General features: G+C 66.7%; 19 protein-coding genes and 2 pseudogenes. 8 read left to right on the top strand and 13 right to left on the bottom strand.

Annotated features, from left to right (window positions below):
* Positions 1-38: 38 nt before the first annotated feature.
* Both ABE543_RS07460 and ABE543_RS07455 read right to left on the bottom strand, forming a co-directional pair.
* On the bottom strand, positions 39-1,043 hold the full coding sequence (locus ABE543_RS07460) for a 2-hydroxyacid dehydrogenase (protein WP_197600842.1): 1,005 nt from the start codon (positions 1,041-1,043) through the stop codon (positions 39-41).
* A 95-nt stretch (positions 1,044-1,138) separates the two neighbouring features.
* Positions 1,139-1,440, bottom strand: a pseudogene (locus tag ABE543_RS07455) (autotransporter outer membrane beta-barrel domain-containing protein); the annotation flags it as partial.
* A gap of 442 nt (positions 1,441-1,882) precedes the next feature.
* Here ABE543_RS07455 and ABE543_RS07450 point away from each other — a divergent pair.
* From ABE543_RS07450 to treA, 4 genes are all read left to right on the top strand, one after another.
* The gene (locus tag ABE543_RS07450) at positions 1,883-2,392 is read left to right on the top strand and encodes an RNA polymerase sigma factor (RefSeq protein WP_080375219.1); all 510 of its coding nucleotides are present in this window, start codon (positions 1,883-1,885) and stop codon (positions 2,390-2,392) included.
* Entirely contained in the window at positions 2,389-3,357 is a 969-nt protein-coding gene (locus ABE543_RS07445) for a FecR domain-containing protein (RefSeq protein WP_346475525.1), read from the top strand. The genes ABE543_RS07450 and ABE543_RS07445 overlap by 4 nt, the downstream gene beginning before the upstream one ends.
* A gap of 14 nt (positions 3,358-3,371) precedes the next feature.
* On the top strand, positions 3,372-6,161 hold the full coding sequence (locus tag ABE543_RS07440; protein WP_346475524.1) for a TonB-dependent receptor: 2,790 nt from the start codon (positions 3,372-3,374) through the stop codon (positions 6,159-6,161).
* A 73-nt stretch (positions 6,162-6,234) separates the two neighbouring features.
* Complete coding sequence (gene treA / locus ABE543_RS07435; protein ID WP_346475523.1) at positions 6,235-7,854, top strand: alpha,alpha-trehalase TreA; 1,620 nt, start codon at positions 6,235-6,237, stop codon at positions 7,852-7,854.
* Here the strand turns inward: treA and ABE543_RS07430 are convergent, their stop codons facing one another.
* The 7 genes from ABE543_RS07430 to murJ all read right to left on the bottom strand — a co-directional run bounded on the left by ABE543_RS07430 (position 7,855) and on the right by murJ (position 17,560).
* Positions 7,855-8,520, bottom strand: a complete 666-nt coding sequence (locus tag ABE543_RS07430) for a lysoplasmalogenase (protein WP_346475522.1) — start codon at positions 8,518-8,520, stop codon at positions 7,855-7,857.
* Positions 8,517-10,400: a peptidase M61 gene (locus ABE543_RS07425; protein WP_346475521.1), complete on the bottom strand. Its 1,884-nt coding sequence runs from the start codon at positions 10,398-10,400 to the stop codon at positions 8,517-8,519. The genes ABE543_RS07430 and ABE543_RS07425 overlap by 4 nt, the downstream gene beginning before the upstream one ends.
* Before the next feature lie 202 nt (positions 10,401-10,602).
* Positions 10,603-11,553 (bottom strand): 4-hydroxy-3-methylbut-2-enyl diphosphate reductase, encoded by a 951-nt coding sequence (gene ispH, locus ABE543_RS07420; RefSeq protein WP_346475520.1) that lies wholly within the window; start codon positions 11,551-11,553, stop codon positions 10,603-10,605.
* Positions 11,554-11,580: 27 nt separating this feature from the next.
* Entirely contained in the window at positions 11,581-12,105 is a 525-nt protein-coding gene (gene lspA / locus ABE543_RS07415; protein ID WP_065174616.1) for a signal peptidase II, read from the bottom strand.
* On the bottom strand, positions 12,105-14,936 hold the full coding sequence (gene ileS / locus ABE543_RS07410; RefSeq protein ID WP_065181117.1) for an isoleucine--tRNA ligase: 2,832 nt from the start codon (positions 14,934-14,936) through the stop codon (positions 12,105-12,107). Before ileS ends, lspA begins: the two co-directional genes overlap by 1 nt.
* The gene (locus ABE543_RS07405; RefSeq protein WP_197600837.1) at positions 14,933-15,880 is read right to left on the bottom strand and encodes a bifunctional riboflavin kinase/FAD synthetase; all 948 of its coding nucleotides are present in this window, start codon (positions 15,878-15,880) and stop codon (positions 14,933-14,935) included. The genes ileS and ABE543_RS07405 overlap by 4 nt, the downstream gene beginning before the upstream one ends.
* Positions 15,881-15,955: 75 nt before the next feature.
* Positions 15,956-17,560 (bottom strand): murein biosynthesis integral membrane protein MurJ, encoded by a 1,605-nt coding sequence (gene murJ / locus ABE543_RS07400; protein ID WP_346475562.1) that lies wholly within the window; start codon positions 17,558-17,560, stop codon positions 15,956-15,958.
* A gap of 117 nt (positions 17,561-17,677) precedes the next feature.
* On the opposite strand from murJ, the gene rpsT reads away from it, so the two are divergent.
* The gene (rpsT, locus tag ABE543_RS07395; RefSeq protein WP_005408560.1) at positions 17,678-17,947 is read left to right on the top strand and encodes a 30S ribosomal protein S20; all 270 of its coding nucleotides are present in this window, start codon (positions 17,678-17,680) and stop codon (positions 17,945-17,947) included.
* A 190-nt stretch (positions 17,948-18,137) separates the two neighbouring features.
* Here rpsT and cgtA read toward each other — a convergent pair whose 3' ends face one another.
* The 3 genes from cgtA to rplU all read right to left on the bottom strand — a co-directional run bounded on the left by cgtA (position 18,138) and on the right by rplU (position 19,959).
* Positions 18,138-19,190, bottom strand: a complete 1,053-nt coding sequence (gene cgtA, locus ABE543_RS07390; protein WP_065181115.1) for an Obg family GTPase CgtA — start codon at positions 19,188-19,190, stop codon at positions 18,138-18,140.
* A gap of 178 nt (positions 19,191-19,368) precedes the next feature.
* The gene (rpmA, locus tag ABE543_RS07385; RefSeq protein ID WP_053516127.1) at positions 19,369-19,632 is read right to left on the bottom strand and encodes a 50S ribosomal protein L27; all 264 of its coding nucleotides are present in this window, start codon (positions 19,630-19,632) and stop codon (positions 19,369-19,371) included.
* Between the two features lie 18 nt (positions 19,633-19,650).
* Positions 19,651-19,959, bottom strand: coding sequence for a 50S ribosomal protein L21 (gene rplU, locus ABE543_RS07380; RefSeq protein WP_006424709.1), 309 nt, complete (start codon positions 19,957-19,959; stop codon positions 19,651-19,653).
* 318 nt (positions 19,960-20,277) lie between these two features.
* On the opposite strand from rplU, the gene uvrA reads away from it, so the two are divergent.
* Together uvrA and ABE543_RS07370 are read left to right on the top strand one after the other, a co-directional pair.
* Positions 20,278-23,262, top strand: a complete 2,985-nt coding sequence (uvrA, locus tag ABE543_RS07375; RefSeq protein WP_053516129.1) for an excinuclease ABC subunit UvrA — start codon at positions 20,278-20,280, stop codon at positions 23,260-23,262.
* Positions 23,262-23,669: a thioesterase family protein gene (locus ABE543_RS07370; RefSeq protein ID WP_053516131.1), complete on the top strand. Its 408-nt coding sequence runs from the start codon at positions 23,262-23,264 to the stop codon at positions 23,667-23,669. The genes uvrA and ABE543_RS07370 overlap by 1 nt, the downstream gene beginning before the upstream one ends.
* Before the next feature lie 105 nt (positions 23,670-23,774).
* Here ABE543_RS07370 and ABE543_RS07365 read toward each other — a convergent pair whose 3' ends face one another.
* The gene (locus ABE543_RS07365; protein ID WP_197600864.1) at positions 23,775-24,215 is read right to left on the bottom strand and encodes a copper chaperone PCu(A)C; all 441 of its coding nucleotides are present in this window, start codon (positions 24,213-24,215) and stop codon (positions 23,775-23,777) included.
* Between the two features lie 34 nt (positions 24,216-24,249).
* Here ABE543_RS07365 and ABE543_RS07360 point away from each other — a divergent pair.
* Positions 24,250-25,023, top strand: a pseudogene (locus tag ABE543_RS07360) (enoyl-CoA hydratase/isomerase family protein); the annotation flags it as partial.
* Positions 25,024-25,119: the final 96 nt, after the last annotated feature.

The following is a 25,119-nucleotide window of genomic DNA, read 5'->3' as shown; positions in this document are numbered from 1 at the left end:
TTACGGGCTCCCCTGCCCGGTGGTCAATCCACCCTCGGTCAGCCTGCCTCCACCCGGTTCGCGCATGCCCGCCCGGCTACGAAATCCGCCAGGTTGCCCAGCGTGATCGCCGAGATCTCCTGCAGGGCCTCCACGGTGAAGAAGCCCTGGTGGCCGGTCACCAGTACGTTGGGGAAGGTCATCAGGCGCTGGAATGCTTCATCATCGATGATTTCCCCGGAGAGATCCTGGAAGAACAGCGCGCTTTCCTGCTCGTACACGTCGATGGCCAGGTGGCCCAGCCGGCGTGATTTCAACGCGCGGATGACCGCATGGGTGTCGACCAGACCGCCACGCGAGGTGTTGACCAGCATGGCACCCGCTTTCATCTGCGCCAGCGACGCATCGTTGATCAGGTGATGGGTGTCCGCCGTCAATGGGCAGTGCAGCGACACGATGTCGGCGCGGGACAACAGCTCGGCCAGAGCCACGTTTTCTCCCAGCCCGGCGAAGGATGCCGATGGATAGGGATCATGGCCCAGCACCGTGCAGCCCAGCCCCTTGAAGATGCGCGCCGTCGCCACGCCGATCTTGCCGGTGCCCACGATGCCGACAGTGCGGCCATGCAGGGTGTGCCCGAGCAGGCCATCGAGCATGAAGTTGCCTTCGCGCACGCGGTTGTATGCGCGATGTGTCTGCCGGTTGAGGGTCATCACCAGGGCCAGTGCATGCTCGGCGACGGCTTCAGGCGAGTAGGCCGGCACGCGCGCGACGAACAGGCCCAACGACGTCGCAGCGGCGAGATCGACGTTGTTGAAGCCGGCGCACCGCAGCAGCACGGCACGTACGCCTTGCGCGTGCAGGGCCTGCAGCACAGGGGCATCAAGACGATCATTGACGAACACGCAGACGGCGTCGCAGCCCTGTGCCAGCGTGGCGGTATGCAGGTCGAGCGCGGCATCGAAGTAGACGAACGCGAAATCCTGTTCTGCGGCGCCGCGCTGATTGGCCTCGTCAAGAAAGCGGCGGTCATAGGGCCGGGCGCTGAAGACTGCGATCTGCATGGAGGGGCCTGGTTGGAATTCCATGCCGAACCATACCGCAGGCGCACGCAACGGGTCCTGCAGGCCCTCGATGCCGGCGATGCTGCGCCGGGTGTCCCAGTGTAGATCTGGGTCATGCACGGTGACGGCTCGCAGATCCAATGTCGCCGTTGTTGCCCGCGTGGATCTCCGCCGAATCGACAATCGGCAGATCGCCGGCCAGATAGTCTTCCTTGCCACCGGACTGCATGATCGAGCAGGACGAGATGCAGTCGCCTGACACGATGGTGTTCAGGCCGGACGTGCGAATCACCCCCGGCAGCGAAACGACGTCGGCGAAGGTGACGCCACCGCTGAGGAAGATGCGGTCTCCCTGCACGTGATAGTTCATTGCCATGGCGTCATCAGCCTTGACCATGACGCCAACACCAATCAGGCCGGCCAAGGCCAGACTCCTGCTTCATATCGTTCTCTCTCCCCCGCAACACGCGGACGGGAAGCTAAACGCCAGAGAGGGAAACCCTTCGCCACTGCGTATCACGAAAAATAATGAACATATTCAGATCAAGTTGACAGTCAAAACCGTGGCTTAGTTAGCGCTCTCAACGCTTCCACAGGAGAAATACAGCCTCCGGCAAAGGCAAAAACGCAGAAATGGCGCCAACACCCCCAGTGGCCACCCGGGAGAAAAGTGAACGAATTCATGATCGACACGTGCAGGCTGGCGGCTCTTCCCCATCCGGTCATCGTCGCGTAAAACTCGGTGACGCCCCCCCCATCGTTGCCCGAGGCCAGCCCTGTCCGCTTCGTCCCCCCTGATCCATCGCGCACCGGATCCGCCTGGGCCTCCGGACGCCTTCATCACGTTCGTAAGGGAAGAGCGCGCGCCGTTGTGCACTTTCCTGCGTACCCGTGGGGTGGGCCCGGAGGATGCGGAGGACATCGCCCAGGACTGCATGGAACGGTTGATCCGCTATCGCGCGCACGGCACCGAGGAGCTGCGCCTGCTGCTGTATCGTATCGCCCGCAACCGCCTGGCAGACCGCGGCCGCTCGCCGCAGGCGAGACCGCATCTGTCGCTGGCCGAGCGCGATGGCAGCGACGAGCCCTCCAGCACGTCAGCCGACCCGCTGCGCCAGGCCGAATCCGGGCAGATGCTAGCCCTGCTCCGGCAGGCCCTGTTCAAACTGCCGGAGCGCGCGCGCGAGGTGTACCTGCTCAACCGGATCACCGGGATGAGCTACACGCAGATCGCGCAGCACTGTGGCATCACCGCCAAGACCGTGGAAAAACACATCGCCCGTGCACTGCAGGGCCTGCGCCAGGAGCTGGGGCCACACCCGCTGCACAACGACAGGGACAACGAATGATCAGCACCCGGCACACGGAAGAGGCGGGAGTGTTCGAGCGCGCCAGCGCCTGGGTGGCGCGCCTGGAGGCACACGACTGCACGCCCGAGGAACGCGAGCGCTTCGAAGACTGGCTGGCGCAGGACACCCGCCACGTCAAGGCGTGGGTACAGGCCGAAACGCTCTATCAGCAGAGTGCGGGCCTGGCCCAGGATCCGTGGCTGCGCACGGCGGCGGCGCGCGCCGCGCGTCCGGCCCGGCGCCGCTGGCTGCCCGGCGTCGCTGCTGCGGCGGCGCTCTGTCTTGCCATCGGCATGGGCTGGATGGTCGCCACCGATGGCAATCCCACGCCCCGCATCTATGCCAACGACAGCCTTGCTCCCCGCCAACAGACGCTGGCCGATGGCAGCTCTGCCATCCTGGACGCAGGGACCACGTTGACCGTGCGCATGGGCTGGCGCCATCGGGAACTGGTCCTGGAGCAGGGTCGGCTGCAACTGCAGGTGGCACCGTCGCGCAAGGCCCTGCGTGTGCAGGCGGGCAACAGTTCGATCCGCGATATCGGAACCACCTTCCAGGTGGAGCGCCTGCGCGACGGCCATGTCGAGGTCGCCCTGCTGGAAGGCGCAGTGGAGGTCACCAGCGGCAGCGCGCAGCACACGCTGGCACCGGGCCAGCAGTTGCAGGTACTGCCCTCCGGGCGGATCCAGCCGGGCCCTGCGCTCGCCTCGACCGAAGCGGCTGAGGCGTGGCTGCAGGGACGGCTGGTGTTCGATGCCACTCCCCTGGCGACCGTGGTCGAACGCATGAACCGCTACGGCCGCACGCAGATGGTGATCGCCGATCCGGAGATCGCCAATCTCGCGGTCAGCGGCACCTTCCGTGCAGGCGACGCAGAGGAACTGCTGTCTGCACTGGAGCTGGGATGGTCGGTTGCCGGCCAGGCGCGTCCGGATGGCGCGCTGGAACTGCGGCGTACCTACTGAGGAGAAAGGCGGTGATGGCAGGACCGGGCGCGCTGCAGTGGGGGCTGCTCCGGGGACTGCTGTGGGTCATGTTCGGCGCTGCCAGCGCCGCGCCGGCCCACGCCGGCGAGCAACCCGCCAATGTCGACTACCACATCGCACCCGGCCCGCTGGCACCGGCACTGCAGCAATGGGCACGCCAGAGCGGCATCGCCCTGGTATTCGACGCCCGCGAGCTGACGGGCCTGCACACCCCCGGCGCCGACGGCCGACAGGCACCGGCGATCGCTCTCAAGCAGCTGGTCTCCGGGATGCCGGTGAACATCCTGCGCACACCCTCGGGGGCGTTCGTCATCCGCCGCGTCGCTGCTTCTGCCGCGCCCCCTGCACGTGCCCCGACCGTGACGTCGCCCAAGCCGCCGCCGCCCGTCGCACTGGCCCCCGCGCAGGTGGAACTGGCACCGGTACACGTCACCGGCAGCCGCCTGCCGCGCACCTCCGTGCAGACGACGCTGCCGATGACGATCATCGATCGCGAAGACATCCTGCGCAGTGGTTACGGCAGCCTGTTCGACCTGTTGCGACACCTTCCCGGCATGAACGGCCACCCGGCGATGACCACGTCGCGCGGCGGCGATTCGCAGTATCTGCCGGTGGGCGCTGCAGCCACCACCAGCCTGGATGGCATGGGGCCGCGTGCGACCCTGTTCCTGGTCAACGGCCGGCGGCTGCCACGCTATCCGATGGTGTCGCTGGAACAGGGCGGGCTCACCGATCTGGGCGGCATTCCCCTGAGTTTCATCGAACGCATCGAGCTGGTGCGCGGAGGCGCGTCGGCCATCTATGGTGCCGACGCGATGTCCGGCGTGGTCAACATCATCCTGCGCGAACAGGCCGAAGGCCCGGAGGCGACGGTGCAATCGGGCATCAGCAGCCGCGGCGACGCGCAGCAGAATCGCCTGCAGATCGCCAACGGCGGCGTACGCGAAGGTGGGGACCGCTGGTTCGCCGGCCTGGACCTGCATCGCATCGAGCACGTGGCCGGCGATCGCCGCGCGTGGCATGCGGAAACATCGTTGTATCCGATCGGCGCGTTCTACGACGGCGCGTACATCCCGGCCGAACTCTGCGAAGGTCCCTTGATGCAGCGTGAGGATGGCTGCTGGTTCGACAGCGCGCGGCCGCGCTCGCTGCAGCCCGCGTCGGATACTGCCTCGGCCTACCTGCGTTACCGGCACGAGCGTGGCGAAGGACGCTACGCCTATCTGGAAGCACGTGGCAGTCACAATCGGCAGCGCTTCGACCTGGGGCCGACCGCCGTTGCCATCGGCCTGTACGGCATCACGTTCAACAGCGTGCTGCGCGAGGCCGGAAGCGTGCGCCCGCACGTGCGCGCCAGCGATGCCGACATCACCCTGGGTATCGGTCGCGAGCAGCAGTCACGCAGCTGGGATGCGGGCATCAGCGCGCAACGCAGCCAGGTCACCCTGGTCACGCCGGGCACCGTGCGCACCGAACCGCTGCTGCACGCCGCCGAGACACTGGACTACCTTCCCGGCTTTACCTCGCTGCGTGCGGACAAAGCGCAACAGCTGTTCCCGTCGATCCGCAATCGTGGACGCACTGACCAGTGGCAGGGCTGGTGGGGCATGCAGCGGCAACTGATGCAGTTGCCTGGAGGGCCGGCCCAGCTGGCCACCGGCGTCGATCTGCGCTACGAAGCATGGGCCTCGTTACCCGATCCGTTGTTGATCCAGGGCGATCTGGCACTGGGCCTGCCCCAGCAGCAGCGACGCCTGTCACGTCGCAGCGGAGCCACCTATGCCGAGGTCGGCCTGCCGCTCAGCCGCTCGCTGCGCATGGACGTGGCCGCACGCTGGGACCGCGATGGCGATTACCTGGCGTTCTCGCCACGCGCGGGACTGCGCTGGAGTCCAACGCCCCACTGGTCGTTCCTGCTGACCAGCGGACAAGGCTACCGTGCGCCCAGCCTGTTCGAGCAGCGACGCCCCCCTGGCTACTTCGGCCTGGTCGCGCTGCCGGCCTCGCCGGGCCTGCCGCCCTGCGCACAGCCCGCGATCGACGGCAGCTGCCTGGTCAACGTGGAGGTCGCCGAGAACGACGCGCTGAAGGCAGAGCGTTCACGCAGCCATTCGCTGGCAGCCACGTGGACGCCCAACGACGTGTTCTCGCTGTCACTGACCCACAACATCGTCGAGCTGCGCAACGAGATCCTTGCCCTGCGGCCCACCGACGCGGCATGGAACCGCAGCACGTGGGAGCTGGATGACGAAGGGCGGCTGAGCAGTCTTCGCCTGTCATTCGACAACATCGGCCGCACGACGTCGCGCAATTGGGTAATGCGCGGCGAATACCGCGTCGACACCGATGACACCGGCCAGTGGCTTTTCTCACTGGACGCGCTGAAACAGCAGGCGCTGCGCCGCGAACGAGGGCAGGATGGCAGCGTGGATCTTCGCGGCCATGCCACGCCGGCAATGGCCGCGATCCTCACCGTGCAATGGCAGAACACGTCATGGGACGTGGCATTGCGCGGCAACCAGGTGGGACGCACGCGCGCCTGGCTGCCCGGTGCGGAATGCCCCGATGACCAGCGCGAGATGAACCATTGCATGAATCCACGGCAGCTGCGCTGGAACCTGCACATGGCGCGCAGGTTGGGGCCGCGCGTGATCGCCGCGCTGGACGTGCACAACGTGCTTGACCGGCAGCCGGTGAACTATCTGGTCGGCAACGGCGGACAGTTGCCGGGCTTGGATGATCCGCTGGGCCGCTATTTCCTGCTGACCCTGCAGTTCCGTTGAGGCCGCTGGCATCCACACGCGGGTGACACGGGCGGCACGCTAGGGTGGGCGCACGCCCACCGTGAGGTACGTCATGCGTCCTTCGATCCGCCCGGTCGTCTGCGTACTGGCCCTGTTGCTCAGTGCCGGCGCGGCATGCGCCGACTCGCCCGCTTCGACCCCTGCTCCACCGGACCAGGCCTGGCAGCCGCTTTTCCAGCAGGTCCAGCGCGCACATCTGTTCCCCGACCAGAAGACCTTTGCCGATGCTGTGCCGCGGCAGTCGCCGGCTGCACTGCTGGCTGACTGGCAGCGCGCGCAGCGAGAGCCTGGCTACACGCTGCAGGCCTTCGTCGACAGGGCCTTCGACCTGCCCGGTGGGCCTGCGCCCTACGTCTCACCCGCCGGCCAGAGCCTGCGCGCGCATATCGAAGGCCTGTGGCCCGTGCTGACCCGGCAGTCCACGGCGGTCGATCCCCATGGCTCGCTGCTGCCGTTGCCGCACGCGTATGTGGTGCCCGGCGGGCGCTTCCGCGAGGTGTATTACTGGGACAGCTACTTCACGATGCTGGGACTGGCCTCCAGTGGCCGCTGGCCCCAGGTCCGCGCGATGGTCGACAACTTCGCGTGGCAGCTCGACCAGTACGGGCACATTCCCAACGGCAACCGCAGTTACTACCTGAGCCGCTCGCAGCCGCCGTTCTTCAGTCTGATGGTGACCCTGCTGGCCGCGCACGAAGGCGATCAGGCGTACCGCCGCTATCTGACACAGCTGCGCACCGAGCACGACTTCTGGATGCGGGGCGCCGATGGCCTTGCGCCCGGCCAGGCACGCGAGCGCGTGGTGCGCATGTCCAATGGCGACCTGCTCAACCGCTACTGGGATGCGCGCGCGGTGCCGCGTAGCGAATCGTGGACGGACGATCTGGCGACGGCGGCACAGGCACCGCAGCGGGCACCCTCGCAGGTGTACCGCGACCTTCGCGCCGGCGCCGAATCCGGCTGGGATTTCAGCTCGCGATGGATGGACGACCCCAGTGCACTGTCCAGCATCCAGACCACGTCGATCGTTCCAGTCGACCTGAACAGTCTGCTGTACCACCTCGAGCAGACCATCGCCCGGGCCAGCCGCGTGGCCGGCGACCGCGCCTCGGCCCGCGACTACTCGGCCCGGGCCGAGGCCCGACGCAGTGCCATCAATCGCCTGCTGTGGGATGCGGCGCAGGGCTGGTATGCCGATCACGATCTGCGCAGCGGACAGCTGCGCCCTGCCCTGACCGCTGCCGCGCTGTATCCGTTGTGGTTGAAGATCGCCACCGATGAGCAGGCGCGACGCAGCGCCGACGCAGCCGAAGCACAATTGATGCGTGAGGGCGGCCTGCTGACCACCACCCTCGTCAGCGGCCAGCAGTGGGACGCGCCGAACGGGTGGGCACCGCTGCAGTGGGTGGCCGTCGATGGCCTGCAGCACTACGGTCAGGAGCGCCTGGCGCGGCAGCTGGGAGTGCGCTTCCTGCGCACCGTGCAGTCCGTCTACGATCGGCAAGGCAAACTGGTGGAGAAGTACGTGGTCGATGGCTCCGCGGGCGGAGGGGGTGGCGGCGAGTATCCGCTGCAGGATGGCTTCGGCTGGAGCAACGGGGTGACACTGGCACTGCTGGATCGCCTGTGCCCGCGGCAGCGGACCTGCGAGAACGCGGGCGACGTCGAGTAGCTAGCGCACCGATCGTGCGATCGCGTACTGCGCCGCGTAGTAGGTGGACAGCACCAGCAGGCTTGCCAGCGGCAAGCCACCGGCGAAGCGGTCCCAGGCCAGCAGTGAATCGCTGGCGACGAACAGCAGGGCGCCGGCTGCCGCCCAGCGCGCACTGCCCGCTTCGACAGCGTCCGGTCGCGGGCGGGTCCACTGCCGCGCCAGCGCCAGGATCGCCATGCACGCCAGTACCACCACATAGGCCAGCACAGGGATGCGCATCGGCGGTGGCAGATGCGGCCATAGACCGGACACGTTGAGCGCGGCGAACACACCCAGAAGTCCTCCTGCGGCGACCAGGCCGCGACCCGCGCGCAGACCATCGCGGAAGGCGACGATGTAGCAGAGGTGGGCCAGCAGGAACGCCAGCAGGCCGGGGACGAAGGCATCCATCGGCAGCATCAGCGCGATGTCGCCTACGCACGAGAGCAGCATGCCCGCCAGCACCGCGCGACGGTACGACGGCGATCCAGCAGGATGCACCTGCCATACCATCGCCGCGATCAGCAGGGTCGCTGTCGGCTTTGCCAGCCAGTGCAGCCAGCGGCCTTCGCCGGGCAGGAATGCACCGACGATGGCCAGCACCGCCAGCAGCAGGACCGCACTGCCGCCCAGGCGTGGTCTCATCGCGGCTTCCACAGCTCGGCCAGCTGATCCGGGCGGCCGGGAATGCGCTCCAGCACCGGATACTGCAGGCCACCGTGATAGTCGATCCGGATCGGCACGATGCGGTCGAACTGCTTGACCAGCAGAGTGATCGGCGCCTTGTTGGTGGCGGCAACGGCAACCGCGTCCTTCAACCGCTCGCTGCTGTACTCGCGGTCACCGATGGCGATCACCTTCATGCCTGGCGCCAGGCCTGCATTGAAGGCGGGACTGTCCCAGATCACATCGCCGACCACACCGCTGTCCATCACCGTCGCGCCGAGCGAGTACGCCAGCAGCGCCGCCTTGGCACGTTTTTCCTGTGCCTTGTAGGCATCGTTCGGCGCGTCGCGGTAGACCAGCTTCCAGCCGGCCAGTTCCAGACCGCCGGTCAGCGACCCATGGCCGTCCAGGCGCTGCCGCAGGAATCCGGCCCAGTCGTACGGAGCGATGGCGTTCAAGGTCGCCACCACGTCGTCGAACGTATACGGATTGACGTCCCAGTCACCGTTGCCTACGCCAAAGAAGGCACGGGCAAAATCATCCAGGCTGCGCCGGTTTCCGGTCAGCGCGCGCAGCCTGCCCTCCACTTCCAGCCACAGCATCTGGCCGCCGGAGTAATAGTCCTCGCTCATCTGGTAATTGCGATACGGCAGTGTGCGCCGCTGGGCGATGGTCGGGTCGTTGGTGGTGTCCTGCAGTGGCCGCCAGGCCAGTCCCGGGCGACCGCGATCATAGGTCGCCGCAACATTGGCCAGCATGTCGCGCGCCTGTTCGGTGGACCACAACCCCGAGCGGGCGGCCAGCACCTGGCCCCAGAACTGGGTCTGGCCTTCGTACACCCACAGCAGGCTGTCACCCATCGGAACGTTGAAGTTGTCGGTTGCCAGGTCCGCGCCACGGCGATACTTGCCGTTCCAGGAATGCGTGTACTCGTGCGGCAGCAGGTCACGCATCCATGCGGAGTCATCCCACTCGGTGAAGTAGCCCGGCGCAGCGCTGTTCTCGCTGGAGCGATGATGCTCCAGCCCGATGCCGCCCAGTCGGTCGGTCAATGCCAGCAGGAACTCGTAATGGTCGTAGTGGCGCGCGCCGTACAAGCGGTCAGCCTGCTGCACCAGGGCGCGGTGCGCCTTGATCTGTGCCTCGGTCGGCTTCAGCGACTTCGCTTCATCGGCGAACACGTTCAGGTGCACCGGCGCCTTGGCGCCCGGGTCCAGATCGATGCGCTGGTAATGCTCACCGGCGAACAGCGGCGAATCGACCAGATGGTCGAAAGTGATCGGCTTGAACACCACCGTGTCACCGTCGCGCCGGACTGTTTCGAGCGCGGTGGCATAGCTCCAGCCCTTCGGCAGGGTCACGCTGGCCTGGGCCTGCAGATGGCGTGCATCGACCCCGGCCGGATACAGCGCGTTGGCGTTCCATTGCAGGTTGAGCATTTCCGGCGTCATCACCACGCGGCCCTGGTTGCCGCCCTGCGAGGACAGGAAATCGAACTGCGCCACGATCTCGCTGACGCCCTCCGGCACATCGACCTTGAACGCATAGACGTTGTACTGGTCGCGCTGCCAGGCCAGCGGCCTGCCATTGGCCGTGACGCGCAGGCCAGCGAGCTTGTCGATCGGGCCGGTGGGCGAATGGTTGCCGGGAATCCACTGCGGGTACAGCAGGGTCATCGGGCCGGGTTTTGCCGGCACGGTGGCGGTCACCTTGAAGATGCGCCGGGCCAGATCGCGCGCGTCCACGTCGATGCGCAGCAGGCCGTGCGCAGCGGCATCGGCCGGCGGCGGGCTCTGCGCCAGCGCGGGTGTGGCCGCCAGCGCGAACAGCACGGACATCACCAGGGCACGGGTCTTCATCGGGCGGCTTCCAACAGCGGAGAATCCTCCGATGCTAGGCCTGTGTGGTGCGCGGCCCCATGGCCAAAGGTCATGGGCGGGCTGCCCATCCGCGCATGCCCAAAAGCGTGCGAACCAAGGTTCGCACCCACCTTGTGCTGGTTTGCACCCACCAGAGCGGTTTCAGTAGATCCACGCCGTGCGTGGACGAGGCCTTTCCCGGTCAGTCGATCAGGCGCAGGCGCAGTTCCTTCGGCAGCGCGAACACCATCGATTCCGGCTCGCCATCAAGCTCGGACACAGTGCCGGCGCCCAGTTCGGCCAGGCGCGCAAGCACGCCATCGACCAGCACCTGCGGTGCCGACGCACCGGCAGTGACGCCGATGCGCTGCTTGCCCTGCACCCAGGCCGGGTTGATCTCATGGGCGCCGTCGATCAGGTAGCTCTCGACGCCTTCGCGCCGTGCCAGCTCGCTCAGCCGGTTGGAATTGGAGCTGTTCGGGGACCCGACCACCAGCACCAGGTCGCAGCGCTTGGCCAGGTCACGTACCGCGTCCTGCCGGTTCTGCGTGGCGTAGCAGATATCGTCGTTCTTCGGCCCCTGCATGGCCGGGAAGCGCTCGCGCAGGGCGTCGATGATGCCGCGCGTATCGTCCACGGACAGCGTGGTCTGGGTGGTGTAGGCGAAGTTCTCGGGCTGGTTGATCTGCAGCGTGGCGACCTGCTCCACATCCTCCACCAGGTAGATCTGGCCGGTACCGGCTTCCTGGTTCCACTGCCCCATCGTGCCTTCCACTTCCGGATGGCCCGCGTGGCCGATCAGCACCACGTCGCGGCCCGCACGGCAATGGCGCGCCACTTCGAAGTGGACCTTGGTGACCAGCGGACAGGTAGCATCGAATACCTTCAGGCCACGACGCTCCGCTTCCAGGCGCACTGCCTGGGATACACCGTGGGCACTGAAGATGACGGTGTTGTTGTCCGGCACCTCGTCCAGTTCCTCGACGAAGATCGCACCGCGCTGCTTCAGATCATCGACCACGAAGCGGTTGTGCACCACCTCATGACGGACGTAGATGGGCGCGCCGAGCGTTTCGATCGCGCGCTTCACGATCTCGATCGCACGATCGACACCGGCACAGAAACCACGCGGGTTGGCGAGCAGCACATCCATCAGTTCAATCTCCCGGCAGCGGCCGGCTTACGGTTTCGGAGTGGCATTATCCGCCTTTTTGGCGGACCTGCCGTCGAACAGGCCGGTCAGGGCGATGCCGATGGCACCGACCACGATGGCCGAGTCGGCGATGTTGAACGCCGGCCAGGTATAGCTGCCAACGTACCACTGGATGAAATCGACGACATGACCGTGCACCTGGCGGTCGATCACGTTGCCGATCGCCCCGCCGATGATCAGCGCATAGGGAACGGCGGCCTTCCAGTTGCCACGGGCGGTGCCACGCAGCCACCATGCCATCAGGCCGCTGATGGCGATCGCCAGCGCCGTGAAGAAATACTTCTGCCAGCCACCGGCGTCGCTGAGGAAACTGAATGCGGCACCGGTGTTGTAGGTGCGATACCAGTTCCAGAAGCCATCGATGACCACCACCGGCTGGAACTCCGGCAGGCTCGACAGGACCCAGGCCTTGGACCACTGGTCCAGGCCGATGATGGCCGCCGACAGCAGCAGCCAGACCAGAGCGTTGGGATGCGGACGGGCGGCGCTCATCAGAACCAGCTCCGAACTTCGCCAGCGCCGTCGATGTTGCTCACGCAACGGCCGCACAGTTCCGGGTGATCGGCATGACTGCCGACGTCGGCGCGGTGATGCCAGCAGCGCACACACTTGGCCTTGGTGGTCGGCTGGGCACTGACGAACACCTCGTCGGTGGTTGCCGGACGCACCTGCACGTCACCGCTGATGAACAGGAAGCGCAGTTCGTCGGCCAGCGGCTGCCAGCGCGCCGCCTGCTCTTCGCTGGCGGCCACGGTGATCTCGGCCTCCAGGGCGGCGCCGATCGCGCCGTTGGCACGCATCGGCTCGAGCACCTTGGCCACCTGCTCGCGCACGGCCAGCAGCTGGTCGAAATCGGCAGCGTTGAGCTGGGCATCCGCCGGCAGCGGCGCCAGGCCCTCGTACCAGGTGGTGAACAGCACGTGGCCGGTGCGCGTGCCCGGCAGGTAGCCCCACAGCTCGTCGGCGGTGAAGGTCAGGATCGGTGCCACCCAGCGGGTGAACGCCTCGGCGATGTGATACATCGCGCTCTGCGCCGAACGGCGACCGTGCGAGTCGGTCGGCATCGTGTACAGGCGGTCCTTGGTGACGTCCAGGTACAGCGAGCCCAGGTCCACGCTGCAGAAGTTCAGCAGCAGCTGCACGATCTCGGCCATGTTGTAGCCGTCGTAGGCCGCCTTGATCTTCTCCTGCAGTTCCCACGCGCGATGCACGATCCAGCGGTCCAGCGCGACCATCTGGTCGAGCGGGCGCAGGTCCCGGGCCGGATCGAACCCGTCCAGGTTGCCGAGCAGGAAGCGCGCGGTGTTGCGCAGGCGACGGTAGGCGTCGGCATTGCGCTTGAGGATTTCCTGCGACAGCGACATCTCGTTGCTGTAGTCGGCCGAGGCGATCCACAGGCGCAGGATGTCCGCGCCCAGCTTGTTCATGATGTCCTGCGGCTCGATGCCGTTGCCCAGCGACTTGGACATCTTGCGGCCGTGCTCGTCCACGGTGAAACCGTGGGTGAGGCACTGCTTGTAGGGCGCACGCCTGTCGATTGCCACGCCGGTCAGCAGCGACGACTGGAACCAGCCGCGGTGCTGGTCCGAGCCTTCCAGGTACAGGTCGGCCGGCTTGCCGAAGCCACGCGCGGCCAGCACGCCTTCATGGGTGACACCCGAGTCGAACCAGACGTCGAGGATGTCGGTGACCTTCTCGTAGTCGGCCGCTTCGGCGCCCAGCAGTTCGGTTGCATCCAGCGAGTACCACACGTCGATGCCCTCGGCTTCGACACGGTCGGCAACCTGCTGCATCAGCTCCACCGAGCGCGGGTGGATCTCGCCGGTCTGGCGATGGGTGAACAGTGCGATCGGCACGCCCCAGGTGCGCTGGCGCGAGATCGTCCAGTCCGGACGGCCATCGACCATGCTCTGGATGCGCGCCTTGCCCCAGGCCGGGAACCAGCCGACGGTGTCGATCGCGGCCAGCGCATCGCTGCGCAGGTTGGCCTTGTCCATCGAGATGAACCACTGCGGGGTGGCACGGAACACCACCGGCGTCTTGTGGCGCCAGCAGTGCGGATAGCTGTGGCGGATCGGGTGGAAGGCCAGCAGCGTGCCGTTGTCGCGCAGCACGCCGATGATGGCCTCCTGCGCCTTCCACAGGTGCTGGCCGGCCAGTACCACGTCACCGGCCGGCGGCGTCGATTCCAGGTACACGCCACGGCCATCGATCGGCGTCACCTGGCCGGCGTTGTACGTGTCGAGCAGGCCGTACTTCTGGCTGACCACGTAGTCTTCCTGGCCATGTCCGGGAGCGGTGTGCACCGCACCGGTACCGTCTTCGTCGGACACATGGTCGCCGTTGAGCAGCGGGATCGCGCGCCCGGCATAGAACGGATGCGACAGCAGCTGGTTTTCCAGTGCAGCGCCCGTGGTTTCGCCGTGCAGTACCACCTCCTCGACGCCGTAGCGCTGCAGCGCACGTCCAGCCAGCGCAGCGGCAAGCACCAGCCAGCGGCGCTTGCCGTTGTGCGCCGGACCTTCGGCCAGCACGTAACGGATGTCCGCACCCAGCGACACGGCCAGCGACGCCGGCAGCGTCCACGGCGTGGTGGTCCAGATCGGCACCGCCACGTCCACATCGGCCGGCACGCTCACGCCGAATGCCTGGCCGATGGCCTGCGGATCGCGCGCGGGGTATGCCACGTCGATCGCCGGCGATTCCTTTTCCTGGTATTCGATCTCGGCTTCGGCCAGCGCCGAACCGCAGTCGAAGCACCAGTACACCGGCTTGGCACCCCGCACCAGGTGGCCATTGGCCACCACCTTGGCCAGTGCGCGGATCTCGTTGGCCTCGAAGTCGAAGCTCAGGGTCTTGTACGGGTTGTCCCAGTCACCGGTCACGCCCAGACGCTTGAAGTCCACGCGCTGGATGTCGATCTGCTCCTCGGCGAACTCACGGCACTTCTGCCGGAATTCAACCGCATCGAGCTTCACGCCGACCTTGCCCCACTTCTTTTCCACCGCGATCTCGATCGGCAGGCCGTGGCAGTCCCAGCCGGGCACGTAGGGCGCATCGAAACCGGCCAGGTAGCGCGACTTGACGATGATGTCCTTCAGGATCTTGTTGACCGCGTGGCCCAGGTGGATGCGGCCGTTGGCATACGGCGGGCCGTCGTGCAGCACGAACAGCGGGCGGCCGGCGGCGTTGTCGCGCAGCTGCTGGTAGAGCCCCTGCTCCTCCCACCGCGCCAGAATGCCCGGCTCGCGCTTGGGCAGGTCGCCGCGCATCGGGAAATCGGTGGCTGGCAGGTTCAGGGTGGTCTTGTAGTCCTGGCTCACGCAGTGGCTCGCAATCTATGTTCGGAAAGGATGGCGCGCGCCTGCTCGGCGTCGCGGTGCATCTGGTCGGTCAGTGCCGCCAGATCATTGAACTTCTCTTCGTCACGCAGCTTGGCGACGAATTCAACGTCGATGTGGCGACCGTACAGGTCACCCTGGAAATCGAACAGGTGGGCTTCCAGCAGCGGCTCCACGCCCTCCACCGTCGGCCGCGTGCCGAAGCTGGACACCGACGGCCAGGGCTGGTCGAACACACCGTGCACCCAGGTCGCGTAGATGCCCGACAACGCCGGGGTCTTGGGGAAACGCAGGTTGGCGGTCGGGAAGCCCAGCGTGCGGCCGAGCTGGCGACCACGCACCACGCGCCCGCTGATCGCGTAGGGGCGACCGAGCAGATCGCCGGCCCGGGCGAAATCGCCGGACTGCAGCAGCTGGCGGATGCGGGTACTGGAAATGCGCTCGCCGTGCAGGTCGACCGCCTCGATCTCGCCCGCGCTGAAGCCCAGCTCGCCACCCAGCTTCTGCAGCAGGGCCAGATCACCGCGGCGACGGTTGCCGAAGCAGAACTCCGGCCCGATCCACACTTCGCGGGCATTCAGTCGCCGCACCAGCAGCTGGCGGACGAAGGTTTCGGCCGGCATCGCCGCCATCGCTGCATCGAAGCGCAGCAGCCCCACCGCGTCGACCCCCAGCTCGCGCAGCATCTCGACCTTGCTGCGTGCCAGCGTCAAGCGCGGTGGTGGTGTGCCCTGGGCGAAGAACTCACGGGGCAACGGTTCGAACGCCACGGCCACCGCAGCCACGCCCAAGGCGCGCGCGCGCGCAACGGCATGCCGCACCAGTGCACGATGCCCCAGATGGAGGCCGTCGAATGCACCGATGCAGACCACGCTTCCGTTGGGGAGCAGCTCCCCGCCCTCGACGCTTCTGAACAGCCTGCTCATCAACTCCCGTTCCGGCCCACCCGGGGCCGCCGCTTCAATGGTGTAACCCTGAAGTATAGCCGCCGCAGGCGACGATCAATGCCCGCGCAGGTCGCGCGGGCGGAAGCCCATGGCCAGCATCGCCAACAGATAGGTCAGGCCACCGCCCCCCACCAGCAGGATCAGGCCGCCAATCCGGTGCCATTTGTCCATCCCGGTGAAGGCCGGCATCCAGTACAGCAGGGCCAGCAGCACGCCGAGCATGCACGCGCAGGCCACCAGCAGCCGCACGAGGTAGCTGCCCCAGCCCGGCAGGCGCTGGTAGACATCGGTCTTGCCCAGCCAGTACCACAGCAGGCCCAGGTTCAGGTAACTGGACAACGCACTGGCAATGCCCAGCGCCAGATGCAGGCCGGGCTGCTTGCCGATGGCGGTCATCACACCCTGCGCCTTCAGCGCGTCCGGCACCATCACCTGATACAGCACGGCCAGCAGGACGAAGTTGAACACCATGTTGGCCACCAGCGCGGCCACGCCGGCACGTACCGGGGTGCGGGTATCCTGGCGGGCATAGAAGGCCGGCAGGACCACCTTCAACAGGGCGAACGCGGGCAGGCCGAAGCTCAGGCCATACACCGACAGCGCGGTCATGCGGGTGTCGAAGGCGGTGAACTGGCGGTACTGGAACAGCGTGGCGATCAGCGGTTCAGCCAGCAGCACCAGGCCCAGCATGGCCGGCACCGAGATCAGCAGGGTCATGCGCAGGCCCCAGTCGAGCGAGCGCGAGAAGCCCTCGCGGTCGGTGCTGACGTGGTGGCGGGCCAACGCCGGCAGGATCACCGTGCCCAGGGCCACGCCGAACACCCCCAGCGGCAACTCCAGGAAGCGGTCGGCCAGGGACAGCCAGGACTGCGAGCCATCCGTCAGCTTGGCCGCGATCAGGGTGTCCAGCAGCAGGTTGATCTGCGCCACCGAGGAACCGAACAGGGTCGGCACCATCAGGGTCAGCACCTTGCGCACACCCGGGTGGCTCCAGCCCCAGCGCGGCAGGGTCAGCAGATTGATGCCCTTGAGCGAGGGCAGCTGGAACAGCAGCTGCAGGATACCGGCCGCCAGCACGGCCCAGCCCAGCGCCAGGATCTGCTTTTCCGGGGTGCCGCCGAGTTGCGGCGCCAACCACAGCGCGCCGGCGATCATGCACAGGTTGAGGATGACCGGGGTCAGCGCCGGCATCGCGAAGCGCTGGAAGCTGTTCAGCGCCCCGCCGGCCAGCGCGGTGAGCGAGACGAACAACAGGAACGGGAAGGTCAGGCGGAACAGATCGACCAGCAGGGTCTGTTTGACCGGGTCGGTATCAGCGCCACTTGAGAACACCACCGCCAGCTGGGGAGCGAAGATCAACGCCAGCGCGGTGACCACCAGCAGCGTCCCGCCCAAGGTGCCCGCCACGCGTGACATCAGTTCGCGCAGTTCGGTGTGGCTGCGGGTCTCCTTCACCTCGGTGAACACCGGCACGAAGGCGGTGGCGAAGGAGCCTTCGGCGAACAGGCGACGCAGGAAATTGGGTACCCTGAACGCCACCCAGAACGCATCGGTGACCGCATTGGTGCCGAACGTGGTGGTGATCACCTGGTCCCGGACAAGTCCGAGCACCCGCGAGACCATGGTCATGCTGCTGAACGACAGCAGGCCCCGCAACATCTTCGGTGAACTCACTCAACGTCCCTCTTGACAATCGACTTGACGTACATTTCCCGCGCCATCATACTAGCCAGCTTGCTGTTCCCATAACACCGATTTTTTCAGGAAACCACCACCGTGGCCAATATCAAGTCCGCCAAGAAGCGCGCCAAGCAGACCGTCGTGCGCAACGCGCGCAACGTGGCTCAGCGCTCGATGCTGCGCACCGCTGTCAAGAAAGTGATCAAGGCGCTGGACGCCAACGATGCCGCCGGCGCCGAAGCCGCCTTCGCCGTTGCCCAGCCGATCCTGGATCGCTTCAGCGCGCGTGGCCTGATCCACAAGAACAAGGCTGCTCGCCACAAGAGCCGCCTGAACGACCGCATCAAGGCCCTCAAGGCCGCCTGATCCGGTTGCCGCCGGGGCTACCGTCCCGGCGACACGCAAAAGCCCGGCTCCGGCCGGGTTTTTTGTTGCCTGCACTCCGGGCCCTGCCCGCTTTCCGTAGAGCCGAGCCCATGCTCGGCTGCTGCCTGCATCGCAACCAACAAAAAAACCCGGCCGAAGCCGGGCTTTTCTGGCGGGAGCCACAACGCCCTTACTGCGCGTTGCGGGCCTCCAGCTCCTCTTCCTTCTGCCGATCGAAGAAGGCCATGATCCGGCTCATGATCGGGAAGGTACCTTCGCGCCCCAGGGCGGACACCAGGAACCAGGGCTCCTTCCAGCCCAGCTCGGCCACGATCTGTTCGGCCGCCGCCTTGGCCTCGTCCTCGAACATCAGGTCAGCCTTGTTCAGCACCAGCCAGCGCGGCTTTTGCAGCAGTTCCGGATCGTGCTTTTCCAGCTCGCGCTCGATCGCGCGCACCTGCTCGACCGGGGAGATGCCCTCCACGCCACCCTCCATCGGCGAGATGTCCACCAGGTGCAGCAGCAGGCGGGTGCGCTGCAGGTGGCGCAGGAACTGCGCGCCCAGGCCGGCACCGTCGGCCGCACCCTCGATCAGGCCCGGAATATCGGCGATCACGAAGCTGCGGTAGTTCTCGACCTTCACCACGCCCAGATTCGGGTACAGCGTGGTGAACGGGTAGTCGGCCACCTTCGGCGTCGCCGCCGAGACAGCGCGGATCAGGGTGCTCTTGCCGGCATTGGGGAAGCCCAGCAGGCCGACGTCGGCCAGCAGCTTCAGTTCCAGCTTCAGCGTGCGCTCTTCGCCCGGCTCGCCCGGCAGCGCCTGGCGCGGCGAACGGTTGGTCGAGCTCTTGAAGTGCATGTTGCCCAGGCCGCCCCTGCCGCCCTTGGCCACCAGCAGGCGGTCGTTGTGCTGGGTCAGGTCGCCGATGATTTCATCGGTGGCGACGTTGATGACCACGGTGCCGACCGGCACGGTGATGGTCAGATCTTCGCCACCCTTGCCGTAGGCCTGGCGACCCATGCCGTTCTCGCCGCGCTGCGCCCTGAAGATGCGGTCATGGCGGAAGTCGACCAGGGTGTTCAGGTTTTCGTCGGCGCGGATGTACACGCTGCCGCCCGCACCGCCGTCGCCGCCGTCCGGGCCGCCGAGCGGAATGAACTTCTCGCGACGGAAGCCAATGCAGCCGTTGCCGCCGTTGCCGGCGAACACTTCGATTTCTGCTTCGTCTACCAGTTTCATTGTTTCGATGCCTGCGATGGGCGCGGCCAACCTGCCGTCGCCTTGAATGTAATGCCAGCCGATGGCGGGCAACCCGGCGCAGCCGGTCTTGCTTTTACTCTAACGAAAAGCCCCGCCGAAGCGGGGCTCTTCATGCAGCATTCCCATGCCGGGGCACGGGTGCCGGCGGATGCCTGGATCAGGCTTCGGCCGAGACGATGCTGACGGTGCGACGCTTCTTCGGACCCTTGACCGAGAACTCCACCTTGCCGTCCACGAGGGCGAACAGGGTGTGGTCACGGCCCAGGCCGACGCCGGAACCCGGGTGGAACTGGGTGCCGCGCTGGCGCACGATGATGTTGCCTGCTTCGATGGCCTGGCCGCCGAAGATCTTGACGCCGAGGTACTTCGGGTTGGAGTCGCGACCGTTGCGCGAGGAGCCTACGCCCTTTTTATGTGCCATGACTGCTTCTCCTGATGCTTAGCCGGCGATGCCGGTGATCTCGATTTCGGTGTAGTACTGACGGTGACCCTGGCGCTTCATGTGGTGCTTGCGGCGACGGAACTTGATGATCCGGACCTTGTCAGCACGACCCTGGGACAGAACCTTGGCGGTGACGGCGGCGCCCTTCAGCGCATCGCCCAGCTTCACGCCATCGCTGTCGCCCAGCATCAGGATGTTGTCGAACTTGATCTCGCTGCCGACTTCGACTTCGAGCTTTTCAACGCGGAGCTTTTCGCCCTGCGCCACGCGGTATTGCTTACCGCCGGTGACCAGTACTGCGTACATGACCAGGCCTTCCTCTGTAGTTATTGTGGTCTGAGCTGCCGCCATCGAGGGCGGACAGGAGCGGAATTGTACGCAGATCAACGGCCGCGGGTCAAGTCAACCCCTGAACGGGCTGGGGGGCCCGGCCGGAACGGGGTCGGATCCCTTTTCACAACGTGAGAAGGGGATCTGACCCCCACCTGTCGGCCTGTCTCAAAAGGTGAGACACCGGGCTGGCATTGTCGCCCATTGCCCCCATCTGGTCACCTCGGTAGGCTGACCGATTGCCGTTCCCTGCTGGCCCGGCACCCAGCCAACGCCCCCACAACCGGATTCCCCATGGCGATGGATTTCATCCGCATCCGCGGCGCGCGGACGCACAACCTGAAGAACCTCGACCTCGACCTGCCCCGCGACAAGCTGATCGTGATCACCGGCCTGTCCGGCTCGGGCAAGTCGTCGCTGGCTTTCGACACGATCTACGCCGAAGGCCAGCGTCGCTACGTCGAGTCGCTGTCGGCCTACGCCCGGCAGTTCCTGAGCGTGATGGAGAAGCCGGACCTGGACCACATCGAGGGCCTGTCTCCGGCGATCTCGATCGAGCAGAAGTCGACGTCGCACAACCCGCGCTCGACGGTCGGCACGATCACCGAGATCTACGACTACCTGCGCCTGCTGTACGCCCGCGTCGGCACGCCGCGCTGCCCCGACCACGGCTATCCGCTGGAAGCGCAGACGGTCAGCCAGATGGTCGACCAGGTGCTGACGCTGGACCCGGAACAGCGCTACATGCTTCTGGCTCCGGTGATCCGCGACCGCAAGGGCGAACACGCGCAGGTATTCGACCAGCTGCGCGCACAGGGCTTCGTGCGCGTGCGCGTGGATGGCGAGCTGCATGAGATCGACGCGGTGCCGCCGCTGGCGCTGCGCCAGAAGCACACCATCGAGGCGGTGATCGACCGCTTCCGCCCGCGCGAGGACATCAAGCAGCGCCTGGCCGAGAGCTTCGAGACCGCGCTGAAACTCGGCGACGGCATGGCCTCGGTGCAGAGCCTGGACAACACCGCCAGCGCGCCGACCCTGTTCTCCTCCAAATACTCCTGCCCGGTCTGCGATTACTCGCTGCCGGAGCTGGAACCGCGCCTGTTCTCGTTCAACGCGCCGATGGGCGCCTGCCCCGGTTGTGATGGCCTGGGCATGGCCGAATTCTTCGATCCCTCGCGCGTGGTCGTGCATCCCGAGCTGTCCCTGGCCGCCGGCGCAGTGCGTGGCTGGGACCGTCGCAATGCGTACTATTTCCAGCTGATCGCCTCGCTGGCACGTCACTACAAGTTCGACGTCGATGCCGCCTGGAACTCGCTGCCGGCCAAGGTGCAGCAGGCGGTGCTGTATGGCAGCGGCGAGGACGCAATCACGTTCACCTACTTCACCGAAGCCGGCGGCCGCACCCAGCGCAAGCACCGCTTCGAGGGCATCATTCCCAACCTGGAACGCCGCTACAAGGAAACCGAGTCGGCGGCCGTGCAGGAGGAGCTCGGCAAGTACATCAGCGAGCGCGCCTGCCCCGAGTGCAACGGTGCCCGCCTGAACAAGGCTGCGCGCAACGTGTTCGTGGCCGACCGGCCGCTGCCGGACCTGGTGGTGCTGCCGATCGACGAAGCCCTGAAGTTCTTCAGCGAACTGAGCCTGCCGGGCTGGCGCGGCGAGATCGCCTCGAAGATCGTCAAGGAGATCGGCGAACGCCTGGGCTTCCTGGTCGACGTGGGGCTGGACTACCTCACTCTGGAGCGCAAGGCCGATACCCTCTCCGGTGGCGAGGCACAGCGCATCCGCCTGGCCAGCCAGATCGGTGCCGGCCTGGTCGGCGTGATGTACGTGCTCGACGAGCCGTCGATCGGCCTGCACCAGCGCGACAACGAACGCCTGCTGGGCACCCTCACCCGCCTGCGCGACCTCGGCAACACGGTGATCGTGGTCGAGCATGACGAAGATGCGATCCGCCTGGCCGACTACGTGCTGGACATCGGCCCGGGCGCGGGCGTGCACGGTGGCGAGATCGTCGGCCAGGGCACCCTGCAGGACATCCTGGATGCGCCCCGTTCGCTGACGGGCCAGTACCTGTCCGGCAAGCGCTCGATCGAGATTCCGGCGCGCCGGCACCGGCCGAATCCGAAGATGACCCTGCATCTGCGCGGCGCCAGCGGCAACAACCTGAAGGGGGTGGACCTGTCGATTCCCTCGGGCCTGCTGACCTGCGTGACCGGCGTGTCCGGCTCGGGCAAGTCGACGCTGATCAATGACACCCTGTTCTCGCTGGCCGCCAACGAGATCAACGGCTCCTCGCACCCTGTCGCCCCGTACAAGGAGATCGATGGCCTGGACCTGTTCGACAAGGTCGTGGACATCGACCAATCGCCGATCGGCCGCACCCCGCGCTCGAACCCGGCCACCTACACCGGCCTGTTCACCCCGCTGCGCGAGCTGTTCGCACAGGTGCCCGAAGCGCGTGCGCGTGGTTATTCACCGGGTCGTTTCAGCTTCAACGTGCGTGGCGGACGCTGCGAGGCGTGCCAGGGTGATGGCCTGATCAAGGTCGAGATGCACTTCCTGCCGGACGTGTACGTGCCCTGCGATGTCTGCCACGGCAAGCGCTACAACCGCGAAACGCTGGAGATCCTGTACAAGGGCTTCAACATCAACGACGTGCTGGAAATGACCGTCGAAGATGCGCTGAAGCTGTTCGAGCCCGTGCCGTCGATCGCGCGCAAGCTGGAAACGCTGGTGGATGTCGGCCTGAGCTACATCAAGCTGGGGCAGAGCGCGACCACGCTGTCCGGTGGTGAAGCGCAGCGCGTGAAGCTGTCCAAGGAGCTGTCGCGCCGCGATACCGGCCGCACCCTGTACATCCTCGATGAACCGACCACCGGCCTGCACTTCCACGACATCGAAGCGCTGCTGGGCGTGCTGCACAAGCTGCGCGACGAAGGCAACACGGTGGTGGTGATCGAGCACAACCTCGATGTGATCAAGACCGCCGACTGGATCGTCGACCTGGGGCCGGAAGGCGGCCACCGGGGTGGCACCATCCTGGTCACCGGCACGCCGGAAGACGTGGCCGCCTGCCCGCAGTCGTACACCGGGCAGTTCCTGGCACGCATGCTGCCGTCCACCAGTGCGCGCCCGGAGCAGCCGGCCGCCGTGGCCAACAAGCCCGACGCCCGGCCGCCGCGCAAGGTGAAGCCGGAGAAGGTGGCGAAGAAGGCCGTGGCCGCCAAGAGCACCGGCAAGGCCAGCAAGAGCACGACCAAGAAGAAGGACGCCTGATGAGCAGCGAACACAAGATCCTGGCCCGCATCCCGATCAGCGTGCGCTGGCGCGACATGGACAGCATGGGCCATGTGAACAACGCCAAGTACATCTCCTACCTGGAGGAAGCGCGCGTGCGCTGGATGCTGGGCGTGGAAGGCGTGTCGATGACCGACCGCATCGCGCCGGTGGTGGCCGCGACCAACGTCAACTACCGGCTGCCGATCGTGTGGCCCAACGACATCCTGGTCGAACTGTTCGTCGAGCGCCTGGGCAACAGCAGCGTCACCATCGGTCATCGCATCGTCGACCAGCAGGACGAGTCGAAGCTGTACTCCGATGGCAACGTGGTGGTGGTCTGGATGGATACCCAGACCGGCAAAAGCGCGCCGCTGCCGGACGCGATCCGCAGCGCATCGAGCTGATGCACTGCGGGTGGGTGCCGGCCCGGGTCGGCCCCACCCCGCCGGGCATGGCCCGGCGCTACCGACGCCGGTCCGACCCTGATACCCGGCGGAACGGGCGCTGCATCATGGAGCGGCCTTGCGTACCGTCAGCGTTGCGCTGGCGGTGCCACCGCCCTCCAGCTGCAACTGCAGCGGCACGACCTGCCCTTCCTTCAAAGCTCTCTCGCCTTCCATCAGCATCAGGTGCAGGCCACCGGGCTTGAGCTCGGTGCGCGCCCCGGCTGCAATCGGCAGCCGTTCGACTTCGCGCATCCGGCTGACACCGTCGACCACGGTGGTCTCGTGCAGTGACACGTCGCCGAAGGCCCTGCTGCCCGCGCCCACCACCGTCACCGGCGCTGCGCAGCGGTTCACGATCGTCCCGTAACCCGCCGTCATCGGCATGGCCGGGTTCGGCGGCAGGCGCACCCAGCCCTGCTCCACCGTCACACAGCGTGATTCCGCCGCCGCTGCTGCGGACGCACACAGAAGCAACAGTACGCCAACGAATGGTTTGGTTATCATCGCCCACGTTCCTTCTTCGCAACGAGACCGCAGCATGACGACGCTCATCGAGGTGATCAACCATGGTCCCATCCGCGAACTGCGCCTGGCGCGGCCGCCGGTCAATGCGCTGGACACCGACCTGTGCCGGCAGCTGATCCACGCCGTCGAGCAGGCCATGGCCGACGATGCGCACGGCATCGTGCTGTCCGGCAGCGAGCGCGTGTTCACCGGCGGCATGGACGTGCCACACCTGCTCTCCCACGGCGATGACAAGCACAAGCTGCTGGATACCTGGAATGCCTTCTTCGGCGCGGTACGTACGCTGGCCGAGAGCCGCATCCCGGTGGTCGCCGCGATCACCGGCCACGCCCCTGCCGGCGGTTGCGTGCTCGCCCTGTGCTGCGATTACCGGGTGATGGCGCGCAGCGCCGACCCGGCACGCCCGTATGCCATCGGACTGAACGAGGTGCAGGTCGGCCTGATCGCACCGGAAGGCATCCAGCGCCTGCTGCGCCGTACCGTCGGCGTGCACCGCGCGGGGGTGCTGCTCACCACCGGCGCCCTGGTGCCGGCCGAGCAGGCGCTGCAGATCGGCCTGGTCGACGAACTGGCCGAGGGCGATCTGGTGGTCGCCCGCGCCGTGGCCTGGCTGCAGAACCTGCTCAGGCAGCCGCGGCAGCCGATGCTGCTGACCCGCGCCGTGGCCCGCAATGACCTGCACGAAGCGCTGCACCCGGACCTGATCCAGCTGGACCGGTTCGTAGAGGCCTGGTTCGCCCCGGACGCACAGAATGCCCTGCAGGCGCTGGTGGCGCGGCTGGGCAAGTGGGCGGTCGTGCTGGCCAGCGGCCGGCACGACCGAAGTTGGGGCATCGCGTGGCATCGGGGTCAGATCCCTTTCGCCAGGCGAAAGGGATCTGAC

Origin of the sequence: Stenotrophomonas sp. TWI169, from assembly GCF_039674705.1 — a bacterium.
Lineage (GTDB): Bacteria > Pseudomonadota > Gammaproteobacteria > Xanthomonadales > Xanthomonadaceae > Stenotrophomonas > Stenotrophomonas maltophilia_P.
Note: the sequence above shows the minus strand (reverse complement) of the source record. Positions and strands in the feature narration are given on the sequence as shown.